The organism is Streptomyces sp. NPDC003456 (assembly GCF_042878735.1).
In the GTDB taxonomy this organism is placed as follows: Bacteria; Actinomycetota; Actinomycetes; order Streptomycetales; family Streptomycetaceae; genus Streptomyces.
In genome coordinates, this window is record NZ_JBIAOK010000002.1 from 241641 (window position 1) to 260645 (window position 19005).

21 protein-coding genes are annotated in these 19005 nt (G+C 73.5%); 11 read left to right on the forward strand and 10 right to left on the reverse strand.

Annotated features, from left to right (window positions below; genetic code table 11):
- Positions 1-132 precede the first annotated feature (132 nt).
- The 4 genes from ACFYWG_RS06655 to ACFYWG_RS06670 form a co-directional block, all read right to left on the reverse strand.
- Positions 133-822, reverse strand: coding sequence for an HAD family hydrolase (locus tag ACFYWG_RS06655; RefSeq protein WP_389199722.1), 690 nt, complete (start codon positions 820-822; stop codon positions 133-135).
- A gap of 224 nt (positions 823-1046) precedes the next feature.
- Complete coding sequence (locus tag ACFYWG_RS06660; RefSeq protein ID WP_383508108.1) at positions 1047-1736, reverse strand: phosphatase PAP2 family protein; 690 nt, start codon at positions 1734-1736, stop codon at positions 1047-1049.
- A gap of 117 nt (positions 1737-1853) precedes the next feature.
- Positions 1854-2789 (reverse strand): M56 family metallopeptidase, encoded by a 936-nt coding sequence (locus ACFYWG_RS06665; RefSeq protein ID WP_389199724.1) that lies wholly within the window; start codon positions 2787-2789, stop codon positions 1854-1856.
- A gap of 355 nt (positions 2790-3144) precedes the next feature.
- On the reverse strand, positions 3145-3723 hold the full coding sequence (locus ACFYWG_RS06670; protein ID WP_389199726.1) for a DUF5134 domain-containing protein: 579 nt from the start codon (positions 3721-3723) through the stop codon (positions 3145-3147).
- 150 nt (positions 3724-3873) lie between these two features.
- On the opposite strand from ACFYWG_RS06670, the gene ACFYWG_RS06675 reads away from it, so the two are divergent.
- Together ACFYWG_RS06675 and ACFYWG_RS06680 are read left to right on the forward strand one after the other, a co-directional pair.
- Positions 3874-5523 (forward strand): FUSC family protein, encoded by a 1650-nt coding sequence (locus tag ACFYWG_RS06675; protein ID WP_389199728.1) that lies wholly within the window; start codon positions 3874-3876, stop codon positions 5521-5523.
- Positions 5524-5708: 185 nt separating this feature from the next.
- Positions 5709-6266: a MarR family winged helix-turn-helix transcriptional regulator gene (locus ACFYWG_RS06680; protein ID WP_383510767.1), complete on the forward strand. Its 558-nt coding sequence runs from the start codon at positions 5709-5711 to the stop codon at positions 6264-6266.
- Between the two features lie 106 nt (positions 6267-6372).
- Here the strand turns inward: ACFYWG_RS06680 and ACFYWG_RS06685 are convergent, their stop codons facing one another.
- Positions 6373-7134: a VOC family protein gene (locus ACFYWG_RS06685; protein ID WP_383510765.1), complete on the reverse strand. Its 762-nt coding sequence runs from the start codon at positions 7132-7134 to the stop codon at positions 6373-6375.
- Between the two features lie 128 nt (positions 7135-7262).
- A complete protein-coding gene (locus tag ACFYWG_RS06690) occupies positions 7263-7655 on the reverse strand; it encodes a VOC family protein (RefSeq protein ID WP_385414687.1) in 393 nt (130 codons plus the stop codon).
- Between the two features lie 85 nt (positions 7656-7740).
- Between ACFYWG_RS06690 and ACFYWG_RS06695 the strand changes: the two genes are divergently transcribed.
- Complete coding sequence (locus ACFYWG_RS06695; RefSeq protein ID WP_376326382.1) at positions 7741-8280, forward strand: GNAT family N-acetyltransferase; 540 nt, start codon at positions 7741-7743, stop codon at positions 8278-8280.
- A 24-nt stretch (positions 8281-8304) separates the two neighbouring features.
- On the opposite strand, the gene ACFYWG_RS06700 is transcribed toward ACFYWG_RS06695, so the two are convergent.
- Entirely contained in the window at positions 8305-8988 is a 684-nt protein-coding gene (locus ACFYWG_RS06700; protein WP_389199731.1) for a glycerophosphodiester phosphodiesterase, read from the reverse strand.
- A 250-nt stretch (positions 8989-9238) separates the two neighbouring features.
- Between ACFYWG_RS06700 and ACFYWG_RS06705 the strand changes: the two genes are divergently transcribed.
- The 4 genes from ACFYWG_RS06705 to ACFYWG_RS06720 all read left to right on the forward strand — a co-directional run bounded on the left by ACFYWG_RS06705 (position 9239) and on the right by ACFYWG_RS06720 (position 13453).
- Positions 9239-10636: a DUF6421 family protein gene (locus ACFYWG_RS06705; protein WP_389199733.1), complete on the forward strand. Its 1398-nt coding sequence runs from the start codon at positions 9239-9241 to the stop codon at positions 10634-10636.
- Between the two features lie 41 nt (positions 10637-10677).
- A complete protein-coding gene (locus tag ACFYWG_RS06710) occupies positions 10678-11427 on the forward strand; it encodes an SDR family NAD(P)-dependent oxidoreductase (protein WP_385414848.1) in 750 nt (249 codons plus the stop codon).
- Entirely contained in the window at positions 11424-12494 is a 1071-nt protein-coding gene (locus ACFYWG_RS06715) for a threonine aldolase family protein (protein ID WP_389199735.1), read from the forward strand. The genes ACFYWG_RS06710 and ACFYWG_RS06715 overlap by 4 nt, the downstream gene beginning before the upstream one ends.
- 257 nt (positions 12495-12751) lie before the next feature.
- Positions 12752-13453, forward strand: a complete 702-nt coding sequence (locus ACFYWG_RS06720) for a B3/4 domain-containing protein (RefSeq protein WP_389199737.1) — start codon at positions 12752-12754, stop codon at positions 13451-13453.
- An 18-nt stretch (positions 13454-13471) separates the two neighbouring features.
- Here ACFYWG_RS06720 and ACFYWG_RS06725 read toward each other — a convergent pair whose 3' ends face one another.
- Both ACFYWG_RS06725 and ACFYWG_RS06730 read right to left on the reverse strand, forming a co-directional pair.
- The gene (locus ACFYWG_RS06725) at positions 13472-14200 is read right to left on the reverse strand and encodes a lysophospholipid acyltransferase family protein (RefSeq protein WP_376326392.1); all 729 of its coding nucleotides are present in this window, start codon (positions 14198-14200) and stop codon (positions 13472-13474) included.
- A gap of 187 nt (positions 14201-14387) precedes the next feature.
- Positions 14388-14804: a DUF4395 domain-containing protein gene (locus ACFYWG_RS06730; protein ID WP_376326393.1), complete on the reverse strand. Its 417-nt coding sequence runs from the start codon at positions 14802-14804 to the stop codon at positions 14388-14390.
- Between the two features lie 78 nt (positions 14805-14882).
- On the opposite strand from ACFYWG_RS06730, the gene ACFYWG_RS06735 reads away from it, so the two are divergent.
- From ACFYWG_RS06735 to ACFYWG_RS06750, 4 genes are all read left to right on the forward strand, one after another.
- Positions 14883-15305, forward strand: a complete 423-nt coding sequence (locus ACFYWG_RS06735; RefSeq protein WP_376326421.1) for a thioredoxin family protein — start codon at positions 14883-14885, stop codon at positions 15303-15305.
- 74 nt (positions 15306-15379) lie between these two features.
- A complete protein-coding gene (locus ACFYWG_RS06740; protein ID WP_383510754.1) occupies positions 15380-15871 on the forward strand; it encodes a flavin reductase family protein in 492 nt (163 codons plus the stop codon).
- Between the two features lie 219 nt (positions 15872-16090).
- Positions 16091-16879, forward strand: coding sequence for an electron transfer flavoprotein subunit beta/FixA family protein (locus tag ACFYWG_RS06745; protein WP_376326397.1), 789 nt, complete (start codon positions 16091-16093; stop codon positions 16877-16879).
- Positions 16880-16931: 52 nt separating this feature from the next.
- On the forward strand, positions 16932-17894 hold the full coding sequence (locus ACFYWG_RS06750) for an electron transfer flavoprotein subunit alpha/FixB family protein (protein ID WP_383510752.1): 963 nt from the start codon (positions 16932-16934) through the stop codon (positions 17892-17894).
- 56 nt (positions 17895-17950) lie between these two features.
- On the opposite strand, the gene ACFYWG_RS06755 is transcribed toward ACFYWG_RS06750, so the two are convergent.
- Entirely contained in the window at positions 17951-18856 is a 906-nt protein-coding gene (locus ACFYWG_RS06755; RefSeq protein ID WP_389199740.1) for an endonuclease/exonuclease/phosphatase family protein, read from the reverse strand.
- Positions 18857-19005: the final 149 nt, after the last annotated feature.

Here is a 19005-nt window from a genome sequence, read left to right on the forward strand (position 1 = left end):
TCTGGGCCGGCGATGCCGTCTGCCTCGGGCGACGCGGGGGATCGTCCGAGGCAGACGTGCGAACTCCCAGGTGGTGTCCCCGGGCTACCACTTCCCGGCCCGCGGGCGGAGCGAGGCTTCGCGCCGCGGGACTCAGCCCACCAGCTCCAGCACGGGCAGCAGCCCGGCGGGCCGCTCGGCCACCGGCAGGTGGTCCACGAAGTGCACCCCGCAGCCCAGAGCCGTGGCGCCGCCGTCCGCCTCCCGGTTGTCCCCGACCATGAGCGTCCTGCGGGGGTCGGCGCCCAGCGCCTCGCACGCGGTCGCGAACAGCCGCGGGTCGGGCTTCTGGACGCCGTGCTCGAAGGACAGGACGTAGGTGTCCACGTAGCGGTCCAGGCCGTGCTCGCGGAAGACCGGCCGCAGGTCCCAGCCGATGTTGCTGACCACCCCCACCGGGATGCCGCGCCCGCGCAGGGTCCGCAGCACCTCCGGGGCGTCCGGGTAGGGGGCCCACGCGGCCGGGGTCATGTGCCGCTCGTACAGCGCGTCGTGCAGCGCCGGGTCGGGCAGCGCGACCTGGCGGGACAGCCCGGTGTAGGCGGCCCGGTGCAGGGCGGCGCTGCGGTCGCGGACCCTCCAGGTGCCGGCCAGCTCCGCCGGGATGCGCGCCGGATCCCCGCCGCCGGGCAACGCCCCGACCGCTTCCAGCGCCCGCGCGGCGGCGGCCAGCTCGGACTCGGAGAGCGGTGCTTCCCGTCCCGCCATGACCCCGCGCAGCCAGGCGTCGGCGGACTCGACCCGGAAGAGGGTCCCGGAGAAGTCGAACAGCACGGCGTTCATGGGGCGATCCTACGAGTCGCCGCCGTACGGCCGGTGGCGATTGCGGTACACCGGTGGTGGGGGCTCGGGCCGTGCGGGGCCGGTTCGAGGCAGTACGGAGGGTCGGTCGTGGGCGCTTTGCGAGCCGGTGATCTCCCGCCGGGCCTTCAGCCGGTCCATGGGGTGGCTGGGACCGCTCGCCGGCCCCGGCCTCGACCTGCCGGCCGGACACGGGCCCGGAGTTCTCAGTCCTGTCCGTCCGCCCGCCGCGGCTGCCACCGGGCGTGCGCCCACACCGCCAGGGCCACCACCGTCGCGCCCAGCAGCCAGCCGCCCACCACGTCCGACGGCCAGTGCACGCCCAGCCAGATCCGCGTCAGGCCGACCCCCACGACGGAGACGACGGCGACGGCCAGGGCCGTGCACCACACCGCGCGGGTCACGCCGTGGCGGTGCAGCAGCCACAGCAGCAGTCCGCACACCACCGTGGCGGTCATCGCGTGCCCGGAGGGGAAGGCCGCGTAGTGGGCCGAGTCGACCGGGTCGGGCCACACCGGTCGGGGCCGGTCCACGGCCGCCTTCAGACCCTGCTGCAGCAGCGTGCCGCAGGCCACCGCCACCGCCAGCCACACCGCCGTCCATCTCGCCGCGAACCGCACCACCAGCGCCACGACGACGGCCGCGCACAGCAACCGCATCGTCCACGGGTCCCAGACCCAGTCCGTCAGGATGCGGCACGCCTGAGTGACGCCGCCCTCGTCGACCGCCCAGCGGTGCGCGGTGGCCGCGATGTCGCCGTCCGCGGCCACGAGCGGACTCCATCTCGCCGCGACGAGGGTCAGCAGCAGGGCCGAGCACAGGGCCAGGGCACCCGCGAGCGTGGCGGTGGTGCGGTGCTCCGGGCGGGGCGGGGAGTCGACGGACGAGGGGTGCATACAGCGATACTCGCCGAACCCGGGGATCCGAAACCAGCACGGGAACGATCTGCCGTCACCCGGGTGACGCGCCCCGGACACCCCTCGTCCACCCGGCCGGAACCGCCGCGGCCGGGATCAGCCCAGGGCCCGCAGCCCCGGGACGAACGCCACCAGCACCGGCACCACCGGCACCAGCGCGGCCGCCGCCGTCAGCCGCAGCCGCCGCGAGGGGGACAGGCGGTCCGGGGGAGTGAGCAACCGGTGCACCCGGGCCGGAACATGAGCGTGCGGCGTCGGGCAGGGGCCGAACACGCCCCGGTGCTCGTTCAGTTCGACCAGGGCCAGGGCCGTGGTCAGCCGGCCGAAGCGGCGCGACGCCGTGTCGTCGGCGGCGAGTTCGACCAGGCGGTGCATCTCGTCGCGGAAGGCGGCGAACACCGGCACCCGCGGGAAGCCGCCCGCGAGGGCCGAGGAGCAGTTCAGCAGCCAGTCGTGCCGGGCGCGGGCGTGTCCCTGCTCATGGGCCAGGACGGCGTCCAGCTGCCGGCCCTTCAGCCGGTGCAACGCGGCCGTGGTGACGACCAGTTGCGCCGGGGTGCCGGGCACCCACCAGGCGTCGGGCCGCTCGCTCTCCAGGACGACGAGCCGGCCGGACACGGCCACCTCGCCCGGCATCAGCGGGGCCCGGACCAGGAGGTCGGCGCGGCGGCGGCGGCGCCGGGCACGCGCCCGGCCGATCTCACGGACCAGCATCGCCGCGCTCCACAACCCGCCGCAGGCCAGCACCACCGCGGTGCTCGCCGCCCAGTTGCCGGCCGTGCCGAGGGCGTAGGCCTCGACGACCGGGCCGGGCGCCGGCGCGAAGACGTGCCCGCCGACCGCGTGCCAGGCCGCCGCCGCACTCAGCGTCATCGACAGCGCACAGCACATCAGCACGGCCGCCACCACGCACTGCCAGACCCACAGCGCCACCACCGGCTCGCGGTCCGGCCAGTCCGCCCGGGCGAGCAGCCGGGGAGCGACCACGGCCGTCAGGGCGCCGAGCAGCAGCAGCGCCGCGGGGAGCATCATGGCCGCAGCCTATGAGCGGAGCGCCTCCCAGCGGTACGGCTCGTGGGGCCGAAGTGACGCAGGCAACGAAATCCGCAGCCCCGGGCCGGAACCGACCCGCGCCGCGTTCGGGCGGCGGGCCGGTACCGGTGCCGCCGGGGGCTCGGGAGCCCGCCCGAGCCGACCCCGGCCGTCGGAGCCAGGTGAGCGGCCGAGTCCCCCGAACTCCGCGCGGGGACAGCCGAAGCCGGGTGGACGCCTGCCCGGTGCCGGGGCTCGCGCCGGGAGGGAGCGGCGGCCGAAGCGCGCGGGGCGTGCCGCCCGCGGGCAGCGGCGCCGCCGTCCCCGTCGGCCGCAGCGGCGCGACGCTCCGGTGTCACAACGTCAGCAGCATCGCCACCATCGCCATCCCCATGGACAGGCGGCAGGCCCGCGCCAGCTCCGGCCGGTCGCCCCACCCGGCCGCACCCGTGCTCCCGCCCCCGGCCGCACCCGCGCCCCCGCTCCCGGCCACGGCCGCGACCGGCACCAGCCGCACCCCGGCGAGCAGCACGTACCCGGTGAAGTACAGCAGCAGCGCACCCGTCAGCAGCGGAACCCCCGAGCCGCCCCCGCCGTGCGCGTGGGCGGGGGAGCCCGCCATGACGACGGACATGTAGACCATCGCCCCGGCCCCCACCAGATGGTGCAGGTGGTGCGCGCCGGACCGCGCGGCCCACAGCGCGTGCAGGCCCGCCGCCCCGAACACCACCGCGTACGCGGGCCAGGCCCACGCGGGCGGTGTGAACACCGCGGCCGGGACCGCCATCACCGCCATCCCGAAGCCCATCAGCGCCTCGCCACCCGCCGCACCGCGTTCCCCCTCGGCCCCGCCGCGCATCCGCAGCAGGCAGTAGGCGCCGGTCACCGCGCAGAGCGCCACCAGCAGCCAGCCGGACGATGCCGGTCCGTGCACGCGTACCTCCCCGTTCGACGGTCGGTCATTCGATGCCCGGGCCGGGCGGTGCGCACGCGAGCGCAAGGGTGTACACGGGGAGCATTCCCCGGAGCACGGCAGGTGAGAGCAGATCTTTCGCGAGTAAAACACCTGTTAATCTGGAACGCCATGAGCACCACCCCCTCCGCCACAGCCCCTCGGCGCCTTCCGCCGGCGGGCGTGCTGCGCCTCGGCCGGCCCTCCGAGATCTGGTTCAAGCCCGCGCTGAGCGTGGTGGCCTCGACGGCACCGCCCAACCTGACGCTCCTGGCGCTCGGGCGGCTCGACCTGGCGATGTACACGATGGCCGGGTCCCTGTGCGCCCTGTACACCCACAACCGGCCCTATGCCGCCCGGGCCCGGGCCCTGCTGTGGGTGGTGCTCGGCATGCTCGGCGGTCTCGGCGCCGCCCTGGTCGCCGCCTCGGTCACCGGCAGCGCCGTCGTCCTGGTCACCGTCGGAGCGCTGCTCGCGGCCGCGCAGAAGGTGCTGTGCGACGCCACCCGCGTCGGTCCGCCGGGCAACGTCGTCCTCACGTTCGTCACCTCGGCCTCGCTGTTCGCGCCGCAGACCCTCGCCCAGGTCCCGGGCCACCTGGCCCTCGCCGCCGCCACGGGGGCCTGGGCCTGGCTGGTGTGCATGGCGCCCGGACTGCTGCGCCCGCACGGCCCGGAGCGCCGGGCCACCGCCGCCGCGCTGAAGGCGGCCGCCGCGTGCGCCGCAACCGCCGGGACGGAAACGGACCGGGCCCGCGCGGCCGGCTACGCCGCCGTGCAGACGGCCTGGCAGTCGCTGCTGTCCACCAAGGCCCCCTCGCGGACCCGGCGGGCACTGGCGCGGCTCGTCGTGCGCGCCGAGGTGGCCCTCGCCGCCCCGGCGGAGGCGGACGTCGGCCGGCTGCGCGCCTGGGCCGACGAACTGCGCGGCACCGGGCCCGTGCCCCGGGCCGGTCTCCCGCCCGCCGCCGCCGAGGAACTCCTCGGGCCGGCGGCGGCCCGGCCGCTGTGGAGCCGCCTGGGCCCCCTGACCCCGCTCGCGGCCCGCACGGCGCTCGGCTGCGCCCTCGCCGGGTACGCCTCCCTCGCCCTGGGCATCGGCCGCCCGTACTGGGCGCTGGTCACCGCCGCCTCCCTCTACCAGGCCAACCTCACCCTCACCTGGGGCCGCGCGGTGCAGCGCGTGGTGGGCAACGTCGCCGGCGTCCTCGTCTTCCTGGCCGTCGTGCCGCTGGCCCACCTCGGCCCTGCCGCCCTCGTGCTGTGCTGCCTGGCCTTCGGCTTCGGCGCGGAGGTGCTCATCAGCCGCAACTACTGGCTGGGCAGTGTCTGCGTGACGCCGATGGCGCTGCTCATCACGGAGTTCGCCGGGTACCAGGCGCCCGGGGAGCTGATGAAGGAGCGCGTCGTGGACACCGTCGTCGGTGCGCTGGTCGGTTTCGCCGCCGCGGTGGTGGTCACCGACCGCCGTGCGGGCGACCGGGTGGAGCGCGCCCTGGCGGCCGCCGACCGGGCCCGTGAGGAGGCCGCCCGGCTGCCGGCCGGGCCGGACCCCGATCCGGCCGCCCTGGAATCGGCCCGCCGCGCGCTCGCGGCGGCCCTGGCCGATCTGCGGGCCGCCGCCGACGCCGCGGCCGGTGAATGGTGGCAGCGGGCCCTGCCCCACGAGAGGGTCGTGCTCACCGAGCAGTCCGGACACCGTACGCTCGCCGCTACGGCACGACGCCAGGGGCTGCTCCCGCAGCGGAGCGCGGGCACGGAGACGGAGGACGTACGGGCATGACGCCGACCGAGGGATCGTCACCCCGGGGGAACGGACGGGGGGCCGGATCACGGCAAGGGGTCGGAGGAGGCACGGCCGCTGCCCGGGAACGGCCGTCCGGGGCCGAGGACCCCGGCGTCGGGGCCGCAGGGGAGTCTTGCGCTTCCGACGGGAGTGGAGCCGGTCAGGCCGCCGGCGGCGAGGCCGTGGGAGTGTCTCGCGCTGCCGACGAGGGCGGGGGCGGTCCGGCCCCCGGTCGCCGGGGCGACACCGTCGCCGCCGTCGTCCGGCAGTGGCGGTCGGTGCACCCCGGGCTCGACACCGGCCCGATGGAGGTCATCGGGCGGATCAACCGCTGCGCCGCGCTCCTCCAGCAGGCCGAGGACGCGCCCCTGCGCCGGGCGGGCCTCAGCCGGCCGGAGTTCGATCTGCTGGGCGCGCTGCGGCGGACCGGGCACGAGCTGACCCCCGGGGAGCTGGCCCGGGAGACGTTCTCCTCCGGTGCCGCCGTCACCAAGCGGCTCAAGCAGCTCTCCGAGCGCGGCCTGGTCGAGCGCCGTGGTGACGACCGCGACCGCCGGGTCGTCCACCTCCGCCTCACCGACGCCGGCCGCGACCTGGTCGACGCCGTCCTGCCCTCCCAGCTCGCCTACGAGGCCGCCGCGCTGTCGGGCCTGGACAGCCCCGAGCAAGGGGAACTCGCCGCTCTGCTGGGTGAGTTGCTCGGCCAGCTGGAGGGCCGCCTGGGGGCGCTGCGGTCCTGAGGGGAGCACGCAGCGGCGGGAAGCCGGGGCAGGGCGCTGGGACCGTACCCGCCCTGCCGGGGACCGGACGGCACCGGCGCCGGGAGGGCACCCCCGCCGGCCTCGCTCAGAAGTCGTACTCCGCCGGATACACCCCGAACATCGCGCCCTGCGGATCCCGCAGCACCGCGATGCGCGGACCGTCGGGGACGGACGTCGGGACCATCAGGACCGTGCCGTGCCGCTGGACGACGGCGGTCGTCCCGTCCACGTCGGCGACGGCGAAGTAGGGCAGCCAGTGGGGCGGCACCTCCGGCGGGAACTTGTCGTCCATCGTCACCATGCCGCCGAAGTCCGCGCCGTCGAGCCCCCACTGCGTGTAGCGGTCCGAGGCGCGGATGCTCCAGCCGAACACGCGGCCGTAGAACGCGACGGCCTGCTCCGGGTCCCGGGTGAAGAGTTCCACCCAGCCGAGCGTGCCCGGCGCGTTGAACAGCCCGGCGCCCGGGAAGGTGCCCGCCTGCCAGAGCTGGAACACCGCACCGCCCGGGTCGGCCGCCACCACCAAGCGGCCCGCGTCGAACATGTCCACCGGGTCCAGCAGCACCGTCCCGCCCGCCTCGGTCACCGCTCGGGCGGCCGCGTCCGCCTCCGTCACCGCGAACGCCACGTTCCACCCCACCGGCTGGGAGGGCTGGTAGAGGGGAGCGAGGGCGGCGACGGCCGCGTCCCCGAGGTGGGCGACGGTGTAGCCGCCCGCCTCCTGGCGGGGGTCGGTCTGCGGCCGCCAGCCGAACAGGCGCGTGTAGAACCGCCGGGCCTCCTCCAGGTCGCTCGTGCCGAGCTCCGCCCAGCAGGGCCCGCCGGTCACCGGTGCGTCGAGCTTCATGGCGTTCCTTCCGCAGGAGGCCCCCTCCAGCACGCTAAGCCGCCGCCGGGAGCGGATGCCATCCGGGGACGCCGGCGGAGCACCGGCCTCCACGGAGGGGATGCGGTCGAGTACCGGCCCCGCTCGCCTCAGATGCCGGGCCGGTGGCGGATCGGGTGGTCCGCCGGTACCTCGACCAGCACGATCGGGGTGCCGTCCGGGTCGGCGATCCACATCTCGACCAGCCCCCACGGCTCACGCACCGGGGGCCGCACGATCTCCACGCCCTTCGCGCGCAGCTCCGCCTCGGCCGCCGCCGCGTCGTCCACCTGCAGCCACAGCCGTACCGCCGGCTCCGTGCGGGAGGCGGCCCGGCCCGACACCTCCAGGAAGCCGCCGCCGAGGAAGTAGACCGTGCCGCGCTCGGGACCCGTGCCGAACTCCCGGTACACGGCGAGGCCCAGCTGCTCCCCGTAGAAGGCGCGGGACCGCTCGGGATCGGTGGGGCGGAGCAGGATCCGGCTGCTGAGTACATGCACCATGCCGCGGAGCCTAGCGGCGCGGCCCGGCGGCGGGGTTACGCTCGTCCCTGCCCGAGCCGCGCCAGGAAGACGGAGACGCACGCCCATGGAGACCGCCACCACCGCACTGACCTTCCGGGACGCCACGGACACCGACGTGGACGAACTGGTCGCGCTGATCGAATCGGCGTACCGGGGCGAGGCCAGCCGGGCCGGGTGGACCACCGAGGCGGACATCCTCGAAGGGCAGCGGACCGATCCGCAGGGCGTGCTGGAGGTCGTCGAGTCGCCCGGCAGCAGGCTGCTCGCGGTGGAGCGCGACGGCCGGATCGTCGCCTGCTGCCAGCTGGAGCACCAGGGCGAGCACGCCTACTTCGGGATGTTCGCGGTCAGTCCCGCGCTCCAGGGCGCCGGGCTCGGCAAGCTGATCATCGCGGAGGCGGAGCGGCAGGCCCGCGAGGCCTGGGGCGTGACGGAGATGCAGATGACCGTGATCTCCGTGCGCGAGGACCTCATCGCCTGGTACGAGCGGCGCGGCTACCGCCGCACGGGCCGGATGACCCCGTTCCCGTACGGCGACGAGCGGTTCGGTCTTCCGCAGCGCGACGACCTGGAGTTCGAGCTGCTGGTCAAGCGGCTCGGGTAGCCACCCGGCCCCGGGGCCGCGGCCCTACGCCGTGAAGCGGCCCGTGCGCTTGATGTCCGGGTGGTCGGTGGTCGCGCCGTCGAGCCCGAACGCCCGGACCAGGCGCAGGTGGTCCTGCGTGTTCACCACCCACCCGATGATCCGCAGATCGGCCGCCCGGGCCCGCTCCACGATCTCCAGGGTGAGCCGCCGGATGTTCAGGCAGACCGTCGCGGCCCCCACCGCCACCGCACGGTCAACGACGTCGGTGCCGTAGCGGCTGGCCACCAGCGCGGTGCGCACGCCCGGCACCAGGCGGGCGATCTCCGCGACCGCCTCGTCGTGGAACGAGGACACCTCCACCCGGGCGGCCAGCCCGCGCGCGTTGATCACCTCGGCCAGGGCGCGCGCCGCCTGCACGTCCTTGATCTCGGCCTGGAGGGGCGCATGGACGGCCTCCAGGACCTCCTCGAAGACCGGCACCCGCTCGCCTCGTCCCGCGTCCAGCGCCCGCAGCTCCGCGAGGGTCTTCTCGGCGATCGGCCCCGTGCCGTCGGTGGTGCGGTCCACGTCCGCGTCGTGCATGACGACCAGCGCGCCGTCCTTGCTCAGGTGCAGGTCCAGTTCGATGGCGTCGAGCCCCGCCTCCTGGGCGGCGACGAAGGACCGGAGGGTGTTCTCGGGCTCCACACCCATGACTCCGCGGTGACCGATCGTGAGGAGGTTCAAGACACGACTTCCTTCCGTCGACAGGCGGCTGCGGGGGCCTGGCGGCCCACTCGACCGTATCGCCTGCACCGGCCCCCTGCGCAGAGGTGCGCGCATGCCCCGTCCAGGCATGGGCAGAAGCATGGTTGACAGGAAAAAGTGCGGTGAAGACCCGGGTGAGGCAGGATATTTTCCCGAGGCGGCCCTTGCTGGACGGAACCTCGTGTGTATACGGTCTGCATACGTGAGATTCTCCCGTGGAGGGTGTGACATGACGGAAATTCTTGTGCAAGTGGGTTCGGAGGAGACGGTTCCTCCCGTGGCCAGGGTGGTGGAGCACCCGGCATGGCCCGTGCTCAAGGATGCCGTGGAGCGGATCCGGCCCTGGCAGTCCAAGGACGGGTCGATCGACTTCGGCGCCGAGGGCGCGCCCGCCGCGGCGGACGCCGAGCTCGCCGTCCGCCAGGTCGTGGACGCGGTCCAGGAGCTCTCCCCGCTGCTCCCGCACGACGCCGCCTACCACGAGGCCCTGGCCAAGGACCTCACCCGCTGGGCCGACGGCGGTTTCCAGGTGCCCGACTTCCTCGACTCGCTGCTGGCCTTCCAGCCCGCCGCGAACCGGGCGGACGGGCTGCAGCACCTGGTCGTCTTCCCGATGTACACGCAGAACGGCAACCCGGACCGCAACCTCGAGGCGGTCGTGCTGCGCATGGTCTGGCCGGACTGGCTGGCCGAGCTGGAGCGCACCCGCTACGACAACCCGCTCTTCTGCGGCATCACGTTCGAGGACTTCACGGCCGGCTACGACACCAACTCGGCCGTCCTGTTCCCCGAGACCATCGCCGTGCGCGAGGCCCCGGAGCGGTTCACCTGGGGCGGCATCTTCTGCGACCGCGAGGCCGCCCGCTTCCGGCGCGTCACCGACGCCGCCGTCGACATCCTGGGCCTGGAGCTGCCGGAGGACGTGGCCGCGATGGTCCACGACCAGAAGCGCTGCGAGGAGGCCTTCGTCCTGTGGGACATGGTCCACGACCGCACCCACAGCCACGGCGACCTGCCCTTCGACCCGTTCATGATCAAGCAGCGCCAGCCGTTCTGGATGTACGGCCTGGAGGAGCTGCGCTGCGACCTCACCGCCTTCAAGGAGGCCGTGAAGCTCGCCCGGGACGGTGTCCCGCAGGCCCGGGACGTGCAGGTCGCGGTCCTCTTCGACCGCATGTTCCGCTTCCCCGTCACCGGCGAGCGGGTCCGCAACTACGACGGCCTCGGCGGCCAGCTCCTCTTCGCCTACCTCCACAAGCACGACGTCGTCCGCTGGACCGACAACCGGCTCAGCATCGACTGGGAGCGCGCCCCGCAGGTCACCAACCAGCTGTGCGGCGAGATCGAGCAGCTGTACCGCGACGGCATCGACCGCCCCAAGCTCGTCCACTGGTTCGCCGGCTACGAGCTCGTCTCCACCTACCTCTCCCCGCACCCGGGCTCCACGTGGGCCAAGGGCCCCGACGCCCTGGACCTGACGCAGCCGCCGCGCAAGCTCGTCGACGACGTGCTTCCGGACGAGTTTCCGCTGAGCATGTTCTATGAGGCACTGTCCAAGAAGCTGAAGAACGTGATCGCCTCCACCAAGGGCATCACTGCGGACAGCACCGAGCGGATCGCCGCGTGAGCGATCGGCGTACCGAGAACACTGCTCAGGAGGCGAAGACCATGGCGGGGAACGGGGCGCTCAGCGGTGCGGTGATCGCGGTGGCCGGAGCGGGCGGGCCCGCCGGCCGGGCCGCGCTGATCAGGCTGGCCGAGGCGGGAGCCACCGTCATCGGCTCCGACAACGATCCGGAGCGGCTGGCCGAGGCCGTCGACGCGGCGAGCTACGCCACCGGCGGCGCCACCGTCACCGGTGACACGGTCGACCTGCTCGACCTGCAGGCCACCCGCGACTGGGCCGACCGCATCGAGAAGGACTTCGGCCGCGTCGACGGCCTGGTCCACCTCGTCGGCGGCTGGCGCGGCAGCGAGACCTTCACCAGGACCAGCCTCGACGACTGGGACTTCCTGGAGATGCTGCTGGTCCGCACCGTGCAGCACACCTCCCTCGCCTTCCACGAGGGGCTGCAGCGCAGCGACCGCGGACGCTACGTGCTGATCAGCGCCGCGGGGGCGAGCAGGCCCACCGCGGGCAACGCCGCCTACGCCGCCGGAAAGGCCGCGGCGGAGGCCTGGACACTGGCCATGGCCGACTACTTCCGCAAGGCCGGGGGCCCCGAGGGCCCGACCTCGGCGGCTGCGATCCTGGTGGTGAAGGCACTGGTGCACGACGCCATGCGCGCCGACCGCCCCAACGCGAAGTTCGCGGGCTTCACCGACGTCAAGGACCTGGCCGAGGCCATCACCGAGGTCTGGGACAAGCCCGCCGCCGAAGTGAACGGAAAACGTCTGTGGCTCACCGAGAAGCCGTGAACCCGCCGAAGACCGACGCCCGCCGCCACCACGACCCCGAGACCCGCGGTTTCGCCAGCGACAACTACGCCGGCGTGCACCCGGAGGTGCTCGCCGCCCTGGCCGTGGCCAACGGCGGGCACCAGGTCGCCTACGGCGAGGACGCGTACACCGAGAACCTGCAGCACCTGGTGCGCAGCCACTTCGGCCCCACGGCCGAGGCGTTCCCGGTCTTCAACGGCACCGGCGCCAACGTCGTCGCGCTCCAGGCGGTCACCGACCGCTGGGGCGCGGTGATCTGCGCCGAGAGCGCGCACATCAACGTCGACGAGGGCGGCGCACCCGAGCGCGTCGGCGGCCTGAAGCTGCTCACCGTGCCCACGCCCGACGGCAAGCTCACCCCCGAGCTGATCGACCGGCAGGCCTACGGCTGGGACGACGAGCACCGCGCGATGCCGCAGGTCGTGTCGATCACCCAGGCCACCGAGCTGGGCACGGTCTACACGCCCGACGAGATACGGGCGCTGTGCGACCACGCCCACGCGCTGGGCATGAAGGTGCACCTGGACGGCTCCCGGCTGGCCAACGCCGCCGCCACCCTGGACGTCCCCCTGCGGACGCTCACGAACGCGGCCGGCGTCGACCTGCTGTCCCTGGGCGGCACGAAGAACGGCGCCCTGTTCGGCGAGGCGGTCGTGGTGATCAACCAGGACGCCGTGCGCCACATGAAGCACCTGCGCAAGCTGTCCATGCAGCTCGCCTCGAAGATGCGGTTCGTGTCGGTGCAGCTGGAGGCCCTGCTCGCCCGGAACCTGTGGCTGCGCAACGCCCGGCACGCCAACGAGATGGCGCAGCGCCTGGCCGAGGGCGTGCGCTCGGTGCACGGGGTGGAGATCCTCTACCCGGTCCAGGCCAACGCGGTGTTCGCCCGGCTGCCGCACGACGTCAGCGAGCGCCTGCAGCAGCGGTTCCGGTTCTACTTCTGGGACGAGGCCGCGGGCGACGTCCGCTGGATGTGCTCCTTCGACACGACCGAGGACGACGTGGACGCGTTCCTCGCGGCCCTGAAGGAAGAGATGGCCCGCTAGCCACCACCCGGGGACCTCCGTCCCGCGGTCCCTGCACACGTCCGCCGCGCACCTCACCGAGGGGCGCGGCGGACGCGTTCGGTGTCGAAGGCGTGGGCGGTCCCGGGTATCCGGGAGGGGGCTGTCGTACGGCACTGTGCGTCCAGTCGACTGGACTTTGAGGTCCGGTATGCTGCACCGCAGTGGTCGCCCCGGCCGCCCCGCGAGCGGCACCCGGCCGACCGCCCCGACCGCACTCCCGAGGCAAGGCCCCCACCATGACGCTCACCCTGACCGTGTCGGACGGCGTACGCGCCCTCGCGCCCGGCTTCACCCATGTCGCCGTCGAGGCCCACGGCCTGGTCAACGGGCCCAGCACCGAGGCGAGTGCGGCCCTGCTGGACGCATCGGCCCGGCGTCTGGCGGCCCGGCTGGACGGCCGCGCCCCGCACGAGGACCCGCACATGGCCGCCTGGCGCGAGACGTACACGGCCTTCGGCTCGAAGCCGTCCCGCACGCGCAACTCCGCCGAGGCACTGGCCAAGCGGGCCCTGTCCGACGCCGGGCTGCCCCGCATCAACCTGCTCGTCGACCTCTACAACGCCGTGTCCGTCGCCCACCTGATCCCGGTCGGCGGCGAGGACCTCGACCGGATCGAGGGCGGCATGCGCCTGCTCCGTGCCACGGGCGGGGAGGAGTTCGTGACCGTCGCCGGCGGTGAGGAGACCGTCGAGCACCCCGACGCGGGCGAGGTCGTCTGGTGCGACGACCGGGGCGTCACCTGTCGGCGCTGGAACTGGCGCCAGGGGCCGCGCACGCGCCTCACCGAACGGACGACGTCCGGCATCTTCCTGCTGGAGAGCATGGCGCCCCTGCCCGTCGCCGAGGTCCAGGAGGCCGCGCGGGAGCTCGCCGAGCTGCTGGCGAAGTTCAGCCCGGGCGCCGCGATCGACGTACGCGCGCCCGAGTCCTGCGTCTGAGCCGGGGCCGCCCCGGCGTCAGTGCGCCTCCGCCGCCCGGACCTGCTCAGGCGTCGGGGCCGTGCCCCCGAGGTGGGCCGGCATCCACCAGGTGTCGTCCGGGCCCTTCGGGCGGACGGGGTAGGCGCGCTGGGCAGCCTCCAGCAGCTCCTGCACGCGCTCGCGCACCTGCCGGGTGAGCGCGCCGGCGTACTTGTCGCGGGAGGCCTCGATCGCCTCGCCCACGCGGATCGTGATCGGGAGGTGGCTGCGCTTGAAGTTGCGCGGCTGGCCCTTGGTCCACAGTCGCTGCGTGCCCCACACCGCCATCGGGATCAGCGGTACGCCGGCCTCCTGCGCCAGGCGCGCGGCGCCGGACTTGAAGCTCTTCAGCGTGAACGACGGCGAGATCGTCGCCTCGGGGAACACCCCGACGATCTCGCCCGAGCGCAGCGAGTCCAGGGCGTGCGCGTACGCCGCCTCGCCCTGCTTGCGGTCCACCGGGATGTGCTTCATCCCGCGCATCAGCGGGCCGGAGACCCGGTGGCGGAAGACCGACTCCTTGGCCATGAAGCGCACCAGGCGCTTCTGGGGCAGCGCGGCCAGGCCGTTGAAGACGAAGTCCAGGTAGCTGATGTGGTTGCTCACCAGTACGGCGCCGCCCGAGCGCGGGATGTTCTCCGAACCCTGACAGTCGATCTTGAGGTCCCACACCTTGAACAGCGTGCGGGCGAAGCCGACGACGGGACGGTAGACGAGCTCTGCCATGGGCGGTTCGGACCCTTCCTGCTCTGCCTGGGAAGGGATTCCCAGCGGACAAGTTACGCAGCCGTAGGTTTACGGCTTGTCGCAGATGGTGCCCGAAGAACGGCCGGGTAGCCAGTCCTCGTGCCCGCAGCCGGAGAGATTCTCGTCACGTCGCCCGTCGATCTCACCTCGTGCTTTTACGTCCGCATTACTCCGCGCGCACCGTCGCGCGCCGCACGAGCAGGTACAACTCGCAGCCCAGGCAGTACCCGAACGCCGCATTGAGGAAGGCCGCCGCGAGCGCCGCGCCGGTCGCCGCGAACCCCAGCCACTCGGGGCCGACGGTGAAACCGACGAGACCCAGTCCGGCGAACAGCAGCCCGACCGCCTGGGCGAAGCGCGGCGGCTCGGGCGCCTCGAACGCGGCCGGCGGCCCGAGCCGGGGCCGCACGAGGCGGGCGAACAGCACGCCGTAGGGCGAGCGCCGCACCCCGCCGGCCGCGCCCAGCAGGAACGCCAGCGTCTGCCACGCCAGCAGCCACGCGCTGCCCGTCACCAGGACGGCCGCCAGCACGACGGTGGTGACCACCGCGCCGAAACGCGGCCCTCTTGCATCGATGTCCATGGGAAGCAAGCATTCCGCAGCCGGGCGCCGTTGTGGGGGCGGGAATCTTTGCGGTCTCGTGAACGCTTGCAGCAGGTGATGACCGGACTGGTGGTGTGCGTGGCGGTGCTCGCGGCGGCGAGCGCCTTCGGAGTGCTGCACAAGCGGCGGAGCGGGAGAGTGCGGGTGCGCGGGCGGGACGACGGCAAGCGGCTCGATGCGGCGGACCTGGGCGCCGATCTGGGGGAGCGGGCGACGCTGGTGCAGTTCTCCAGCGCCTTCTGCGCGCCCTGCCGCGCCACCCGGCGGGTGCTCGGCGAGGTCGCCGGACTGGTCCCGGGCGTGGCCCACGTCGAGATCGACGCCGAGGCCCACCTGGACCTCGTGCGCCGGTTCGACGTCCTCAAGACGCCGACCGTGCTGGTCCTGGACGCCGGCGGCCGGGTGGTGCGCAGGGCCGCCGGGCAGCCCCGCAAGGCCGACGTCATCGCCGCGCTGGGCGAGGCGGTGGACGCGCCGTGAAACCGTCAGTGAGCCATCTCCCACATCAGGGAACGAACTTGACTGCGCCGGCCATTTATCGTCAGCCTGACCGCATGCCTGCGGACCTCCTGACCACGACCGGCCTGCTGCGCTCGGTGTTCCGGCGGCACGCCGCGGGCGTCGCCGTCGTCACCGCCCGTGGCGAGGACGGTCCGGTGGGCTTCACCGCCACCTCCCTGACCTCCGTGTCCGCCGAGCCGCCCCTGTTCTCGTTCGGTGTCGGCACCGGCGCGTCCAGCTGGCCCGCGCTGGCCGAGGCCGGGCACGTCGGCGTCCACGTGCTCGGCGAGCACCAGCAGGAGCTGGCCGCCACCTTCGCCCGCAGCGGGGCCGACCGCTTCGCCCCGCCCACCGTCTGGCACGAAGGCCCCGAGGGCGTCCCCGTGCTGGACGGCGTGTCCGCCTGGCTGGTGGGCCGGATCGTGGCCCGGGTGCCCGCGGGCGACCACCGGCTCGTCATCGCCGAGGTGGTGCACGGAGACGCCACGGGCGCCGGCCGCCCCCTGCTCTACCACCAGGGCGCCTTCCACCGGCTCGGCGGCTGAACGCCGCTCCCCACCGGGCTGCGCGACCGTCGAGTTCCGGTTACGCTGCGTTGCGAAGGTCACAGTTCAAAGCGCTTGCTTAGCGGGAACGAACTCTGTGTACTGACGAGTAATATTTCGCTCGGAGCGTGGGTCGCCCCGACCGGGATCGGCCGCTTGAGGCGCCTATGCTGCCTGCAAGAGGCAGCCGAGAAATGACGATGCAGTAGGAGAGCCGGCGTGAGCTTGAGGATCGTTGTCACTGTGAAGTACGTGCCCGACGCCACTGGCGACCGGCACTTCGCCGATGACCTGACCGTCGACCGGGACGACGTGGACGGTCTGCTCTCCGAGCTCGACGAGTACGCGGTCGAGCAGGCGCTGCAGATCTCCGAGAACTCCGACGACGACGTGGAGATCACCGTTCTGACGGTGGGCCCCGAGGACGCCAAGGACGCCCTGCGCAAGGCGCTGTCCATGGGCGCCGACAAGGCGATCCACGTCGAGGACGACGACATCCACGGCACCGACGCCATCGGCACCTCCCTGATCCTGGCCAAGGCGATCGAGAAGGCCGGTTACGACCTGGTCATCTCCGGCATGGCCTCCACCGACGGCACCATGGGCGTCGTCCCCGCGCTGCTCGCCGAGCGGCTGGGCGTCCCGCAGGTCACCCTGCTCTCCGAGGTCTCGGTCGAGGACGGCACGGTCAAGGGCCGCCGCGACGGCGACGCCGCCTCCGAGAACCTGGAGGCCTCCCTGCCGGCGGTCGTCTCCGTGACCGACCAGTCGGGCGAGGCGCGCTACCCCTCCTTCAAGGGCATCATGGCGGCCAAGAAGAAGCCGGTGGAGTCCTGGGACCTGTCCGACCTCGACATCGAGGCGGAGGAGGTCGGCCTGGAGGGCTCCTGGACGGCCGTCGACGGCGCGGCCGAGCGCCCGGCCCGCACCGCGGGCACGATCGTCAAGGACGAGGGCGAGGGCGGCAAGCAGCTCGCTGAGTTCCTCGCGGGCCAGAAGTTCATCTGAGCCCGACCGTCGACCGTCCCTCATCTTTCGCAAGCAGGAGAGAAGAAGTCCCATGGCTGAAGTTCTCGTCTACGTCGACCACGTGGACGGTGCCGTCCGCAAGCCCACCCTGGAGCTGCTGACCCTCGCCCGCCGCATCGGCGAGCCGGTCGCCGTCGCGCTGGGCAACGGCGCCGGCGACACCGCCGCCGTCCTCGCCGAGCACGGCGCGGTCAAGGTCCTCACGCACGAGGCCGCCGAGTACGCCGACTACCTGGTCGTCCCGAAGGTGGACGCCCTGCAGGCCGCCCACGAGGCCGTGTCCCCGGCCGCCGTGCTGGTGCCGTCCTCCGCCGAGGGCAAGGAGATCGCCGCCCGCCTGGCGCTGCGTCTCGGCTCCGGCATCATCACCGACGCCGTCGACCTCGAGGCCGGCGACGAGGGCCCGGTGGCCACCCAGTCGGTGTTCGCCGCGTCCTACACCACCAAGTCCCGCGTCTCCAAGGGCACTCCGGTCATCACGGTCAAGCCGAACAGCGCCGCCGTGGAGGCCGCCCCGGCCGCCGGCACCGTCGAGGCGCTGAGCGTGTCCTTCTCCGCGCAGGCCACCGGCACCAAGGTCACCGGCCGCACGCCGCGTGAGTCCACGGGCCGTCCGGAGCTGACCGAGGCCGCGATCGTGGTCTCCGGCGGCCGTGGCGTGAACGGCGCGGAGAACTTCGCGCTCATCGAGGCCCTCGCCGACTCCCTCGGCGCGGCCGTCGGCGCCTCGCGTGCCGCGGTGGACGCCGGCTGGTACCCGCACACCAACCAGGTCGGCCAGACCGGCAAGTCGGTCTCGCCGCAGCTCTACATCGCCAACGGCATCTCCGGCGCGATCCAGCACCGTGCCGGCATGCAGACCTCGAAGACGATCGTCGCGGTCAACAAGGACGCCGAGGCCCCGATCTTCGACCTCGTCGACTACGGCGTCGTCGGCGACCTGTTCGACGTCGTCCCGGCCCTGACCGAGGAGATCAAGGCCCGCAAGGGCTGATCGCCTCCCGGCGGCAGCAGGGGCCCCCGTGACCGGCCGGTCACGGGGGCCCCTGCTCATCCCAGGGTCATCGAGGCCTGCACCGGCAGATGGTCGCTCGGGTAGGTCCCGTCCAGGCTGAAGGTGTTCATCCCGGCCCAGTGCGTGGTCACCCCGGGGCTGGTGAGGATCCAGTCGATGCGCCGCCCGCCGGGCAGGGGCGTCCGGTAGCGGTGGTGCGTCCCGTACGCGGGGCCCCGTGAGGCCGCCGCGTCCCAGGCGTCGACCAGCCCGGTCTCCAGCATGAGGTCGTACACCCGGTTGTGGTGGGCTTCCGCGTTGAAGTCGCCGGTGACGACGACGGGCAGCGACCGGTCCCAGCCGGCGATCGTCTCGCCGATGAGCCGCGCGGAGCGTTCCCGGGCGTACTGGCTGACGCTGTCCAGGTGGGTGTTGAGGGCGTAGAACTGCCGTCCGCCGGCGGCGAGGTCGGCGAAGCGGACCCAGGTCACCATGCGCAGCCAGTCCGCGTCCCACGTGTTCGACGCGATCGTGTACGGGGTGCCGGACAGCCAGAAGTGGTCGAACTCGAGGGGCTCGAGTCTGCGCGTGTCGTAGAAGACCGCCATGAACTCGTCCTTGCTGCCGCCCCCGCGTCCGGTGCCTATCCAGTCGTAGTGCTCGCCGAGATCCGCCTCGATCATGCGCACCTGCCGGTAGAGCCCTTCCTGGGTGCCGAGCAGGTGCGGTCGCTCGCGGCGGAGCAGTTCCCGCATCACCGGCCGGCGCACGGACCAGCGCGGGGTCTCGTCGACGACGGTCGCGAAGCGCACGTTGAACGTCATGACGTCCAGGGCCCCCGGGTGCTCGCCGGCGGTGGCGGAGCGGGTGGCGCCCGCTGTGGTGAGCAGCGGTCCTGCGACAGCGGCGGCGGCCGCCGCCTTGAGCCCGTGGCGGCGCGTCACTCCGGCCTCGTTCGACACGTGGTCCACTCCCTCGCACGTCAGGATGAAGGTTGCCTGCTGAATACGGAAGATGGGGGCGGGACTGCAGCCCCGGGGAGCCTGAGATGGGGAACCGCATGTCACGACGGTGTTGACCGGGCCGGAGGTCGGCCGATAACTTCGCTCTA

Coding starts and splice junctions, on each gene's coding strand:
- ACFYWG_RS06710 (WP_385414848.1), top strand. CDS start 10,678: ATGGCGGGGAACGGGGCGCTCAGCGGTGCGGTGATCGCGGTGGCCGGA.
- ACFYWG_RS06720 (WP_389199737.1), top strand. CDS start 12,752: ATGACGCTCACCCTGACCGTGTCGGACGGCGTACGCGCCCTCGCGCCC.
- ACFYWG_RS06705 (WP_389199733.1), top strand. CDS start 9,239: ATGACGGAAATTCTTGTGCAAGTGGGTTCGGAGGAGACGGTTCCTCCC.
- ACFYWG_RS06685 (WP_383510765.1), bottom strand. CDS start 7,134: ATGAAGCTCGACGCACCGGTGACCGGCGGGCCCTGCTGGGCGGAGCTC.
- ACFYWG_RS06750 (WP_383510752.1), top strand. CDS start 16,932: ATGGCTGAAGTTCTCGTCTACGTCGACCACGTGGACGGTGCCGTCCGC.
- ACFYWG_RS06665 (WP_389199724.1), bottom strand. CDS start 2,789: ATGATGCTCCCCGCGGCGCTGCTGCTGCTCGGCGCCCTGACGGCCGTG.
- ACFYWG_RS06740 (WP_383510754.1), top strand. CDS start 15,380: ATGCCTGCGGACCTCCTGACCACGACCGGCCTGCTGCGCTCGGTGTTC.
- ACFYWG_RS06725 (WP_376326392.1), bottom strand. CDS start 14,200: ATGGCAGAGCTCGTCTACCGTCCCGTCGTCGGCTTCGCCCGCACGCTG.
- ACFYWG_RS06730 (WP_376326393.1), bottom strand. CDS start 14,804: ATGGACATCGATGCAAGAGGGCCGCGTTTCGGCGCGGTGGTCACCACC.
- ACFYWG_RS06675 (WP_389199728.1), top strand. CDS start 3,874: ATGAGCACCACCCCCTCCGCCACAGCCCCTCGGCGCCTTCCGCCGGCG.
- ACFYWG_RS06660 (WP_383508108.1), bottom strand. CDS start 1,736: ATGCACCCCTCGTCCGTCGACTCCCCGCCCCGCCCGGAGCACCGCACC.
- ACFYWG_RS06735 (WP_376326421.1), top strand. CDS start 14,883: ATGACCGGACTGGTGGTGTGCGTGGCGGTGCTCGCGGCGGCGAGCGCC.
- ACFYWG_RS06695 (WP_376326382.1), top strand. CDS start 7,741: ATGGAGACCGCCACCACCGCACTGACCTTCCGGGACGCCACGGACACC.
- ACFYWG_RS06690 (WP_385414687.1), bottom strand. CDS start 7,655: ATGGTGCATGTACTCAGCAGCCGGATCCTGCTCCGCCCCACCGATCCC.
- ACFYWG_RS06655 (WP_389199722.1), bottom strand. CDS start 822: ATGAACGCCGTGCTGTTCGACTTCTCCGGGACCCTCTTCCGGGTCGAG.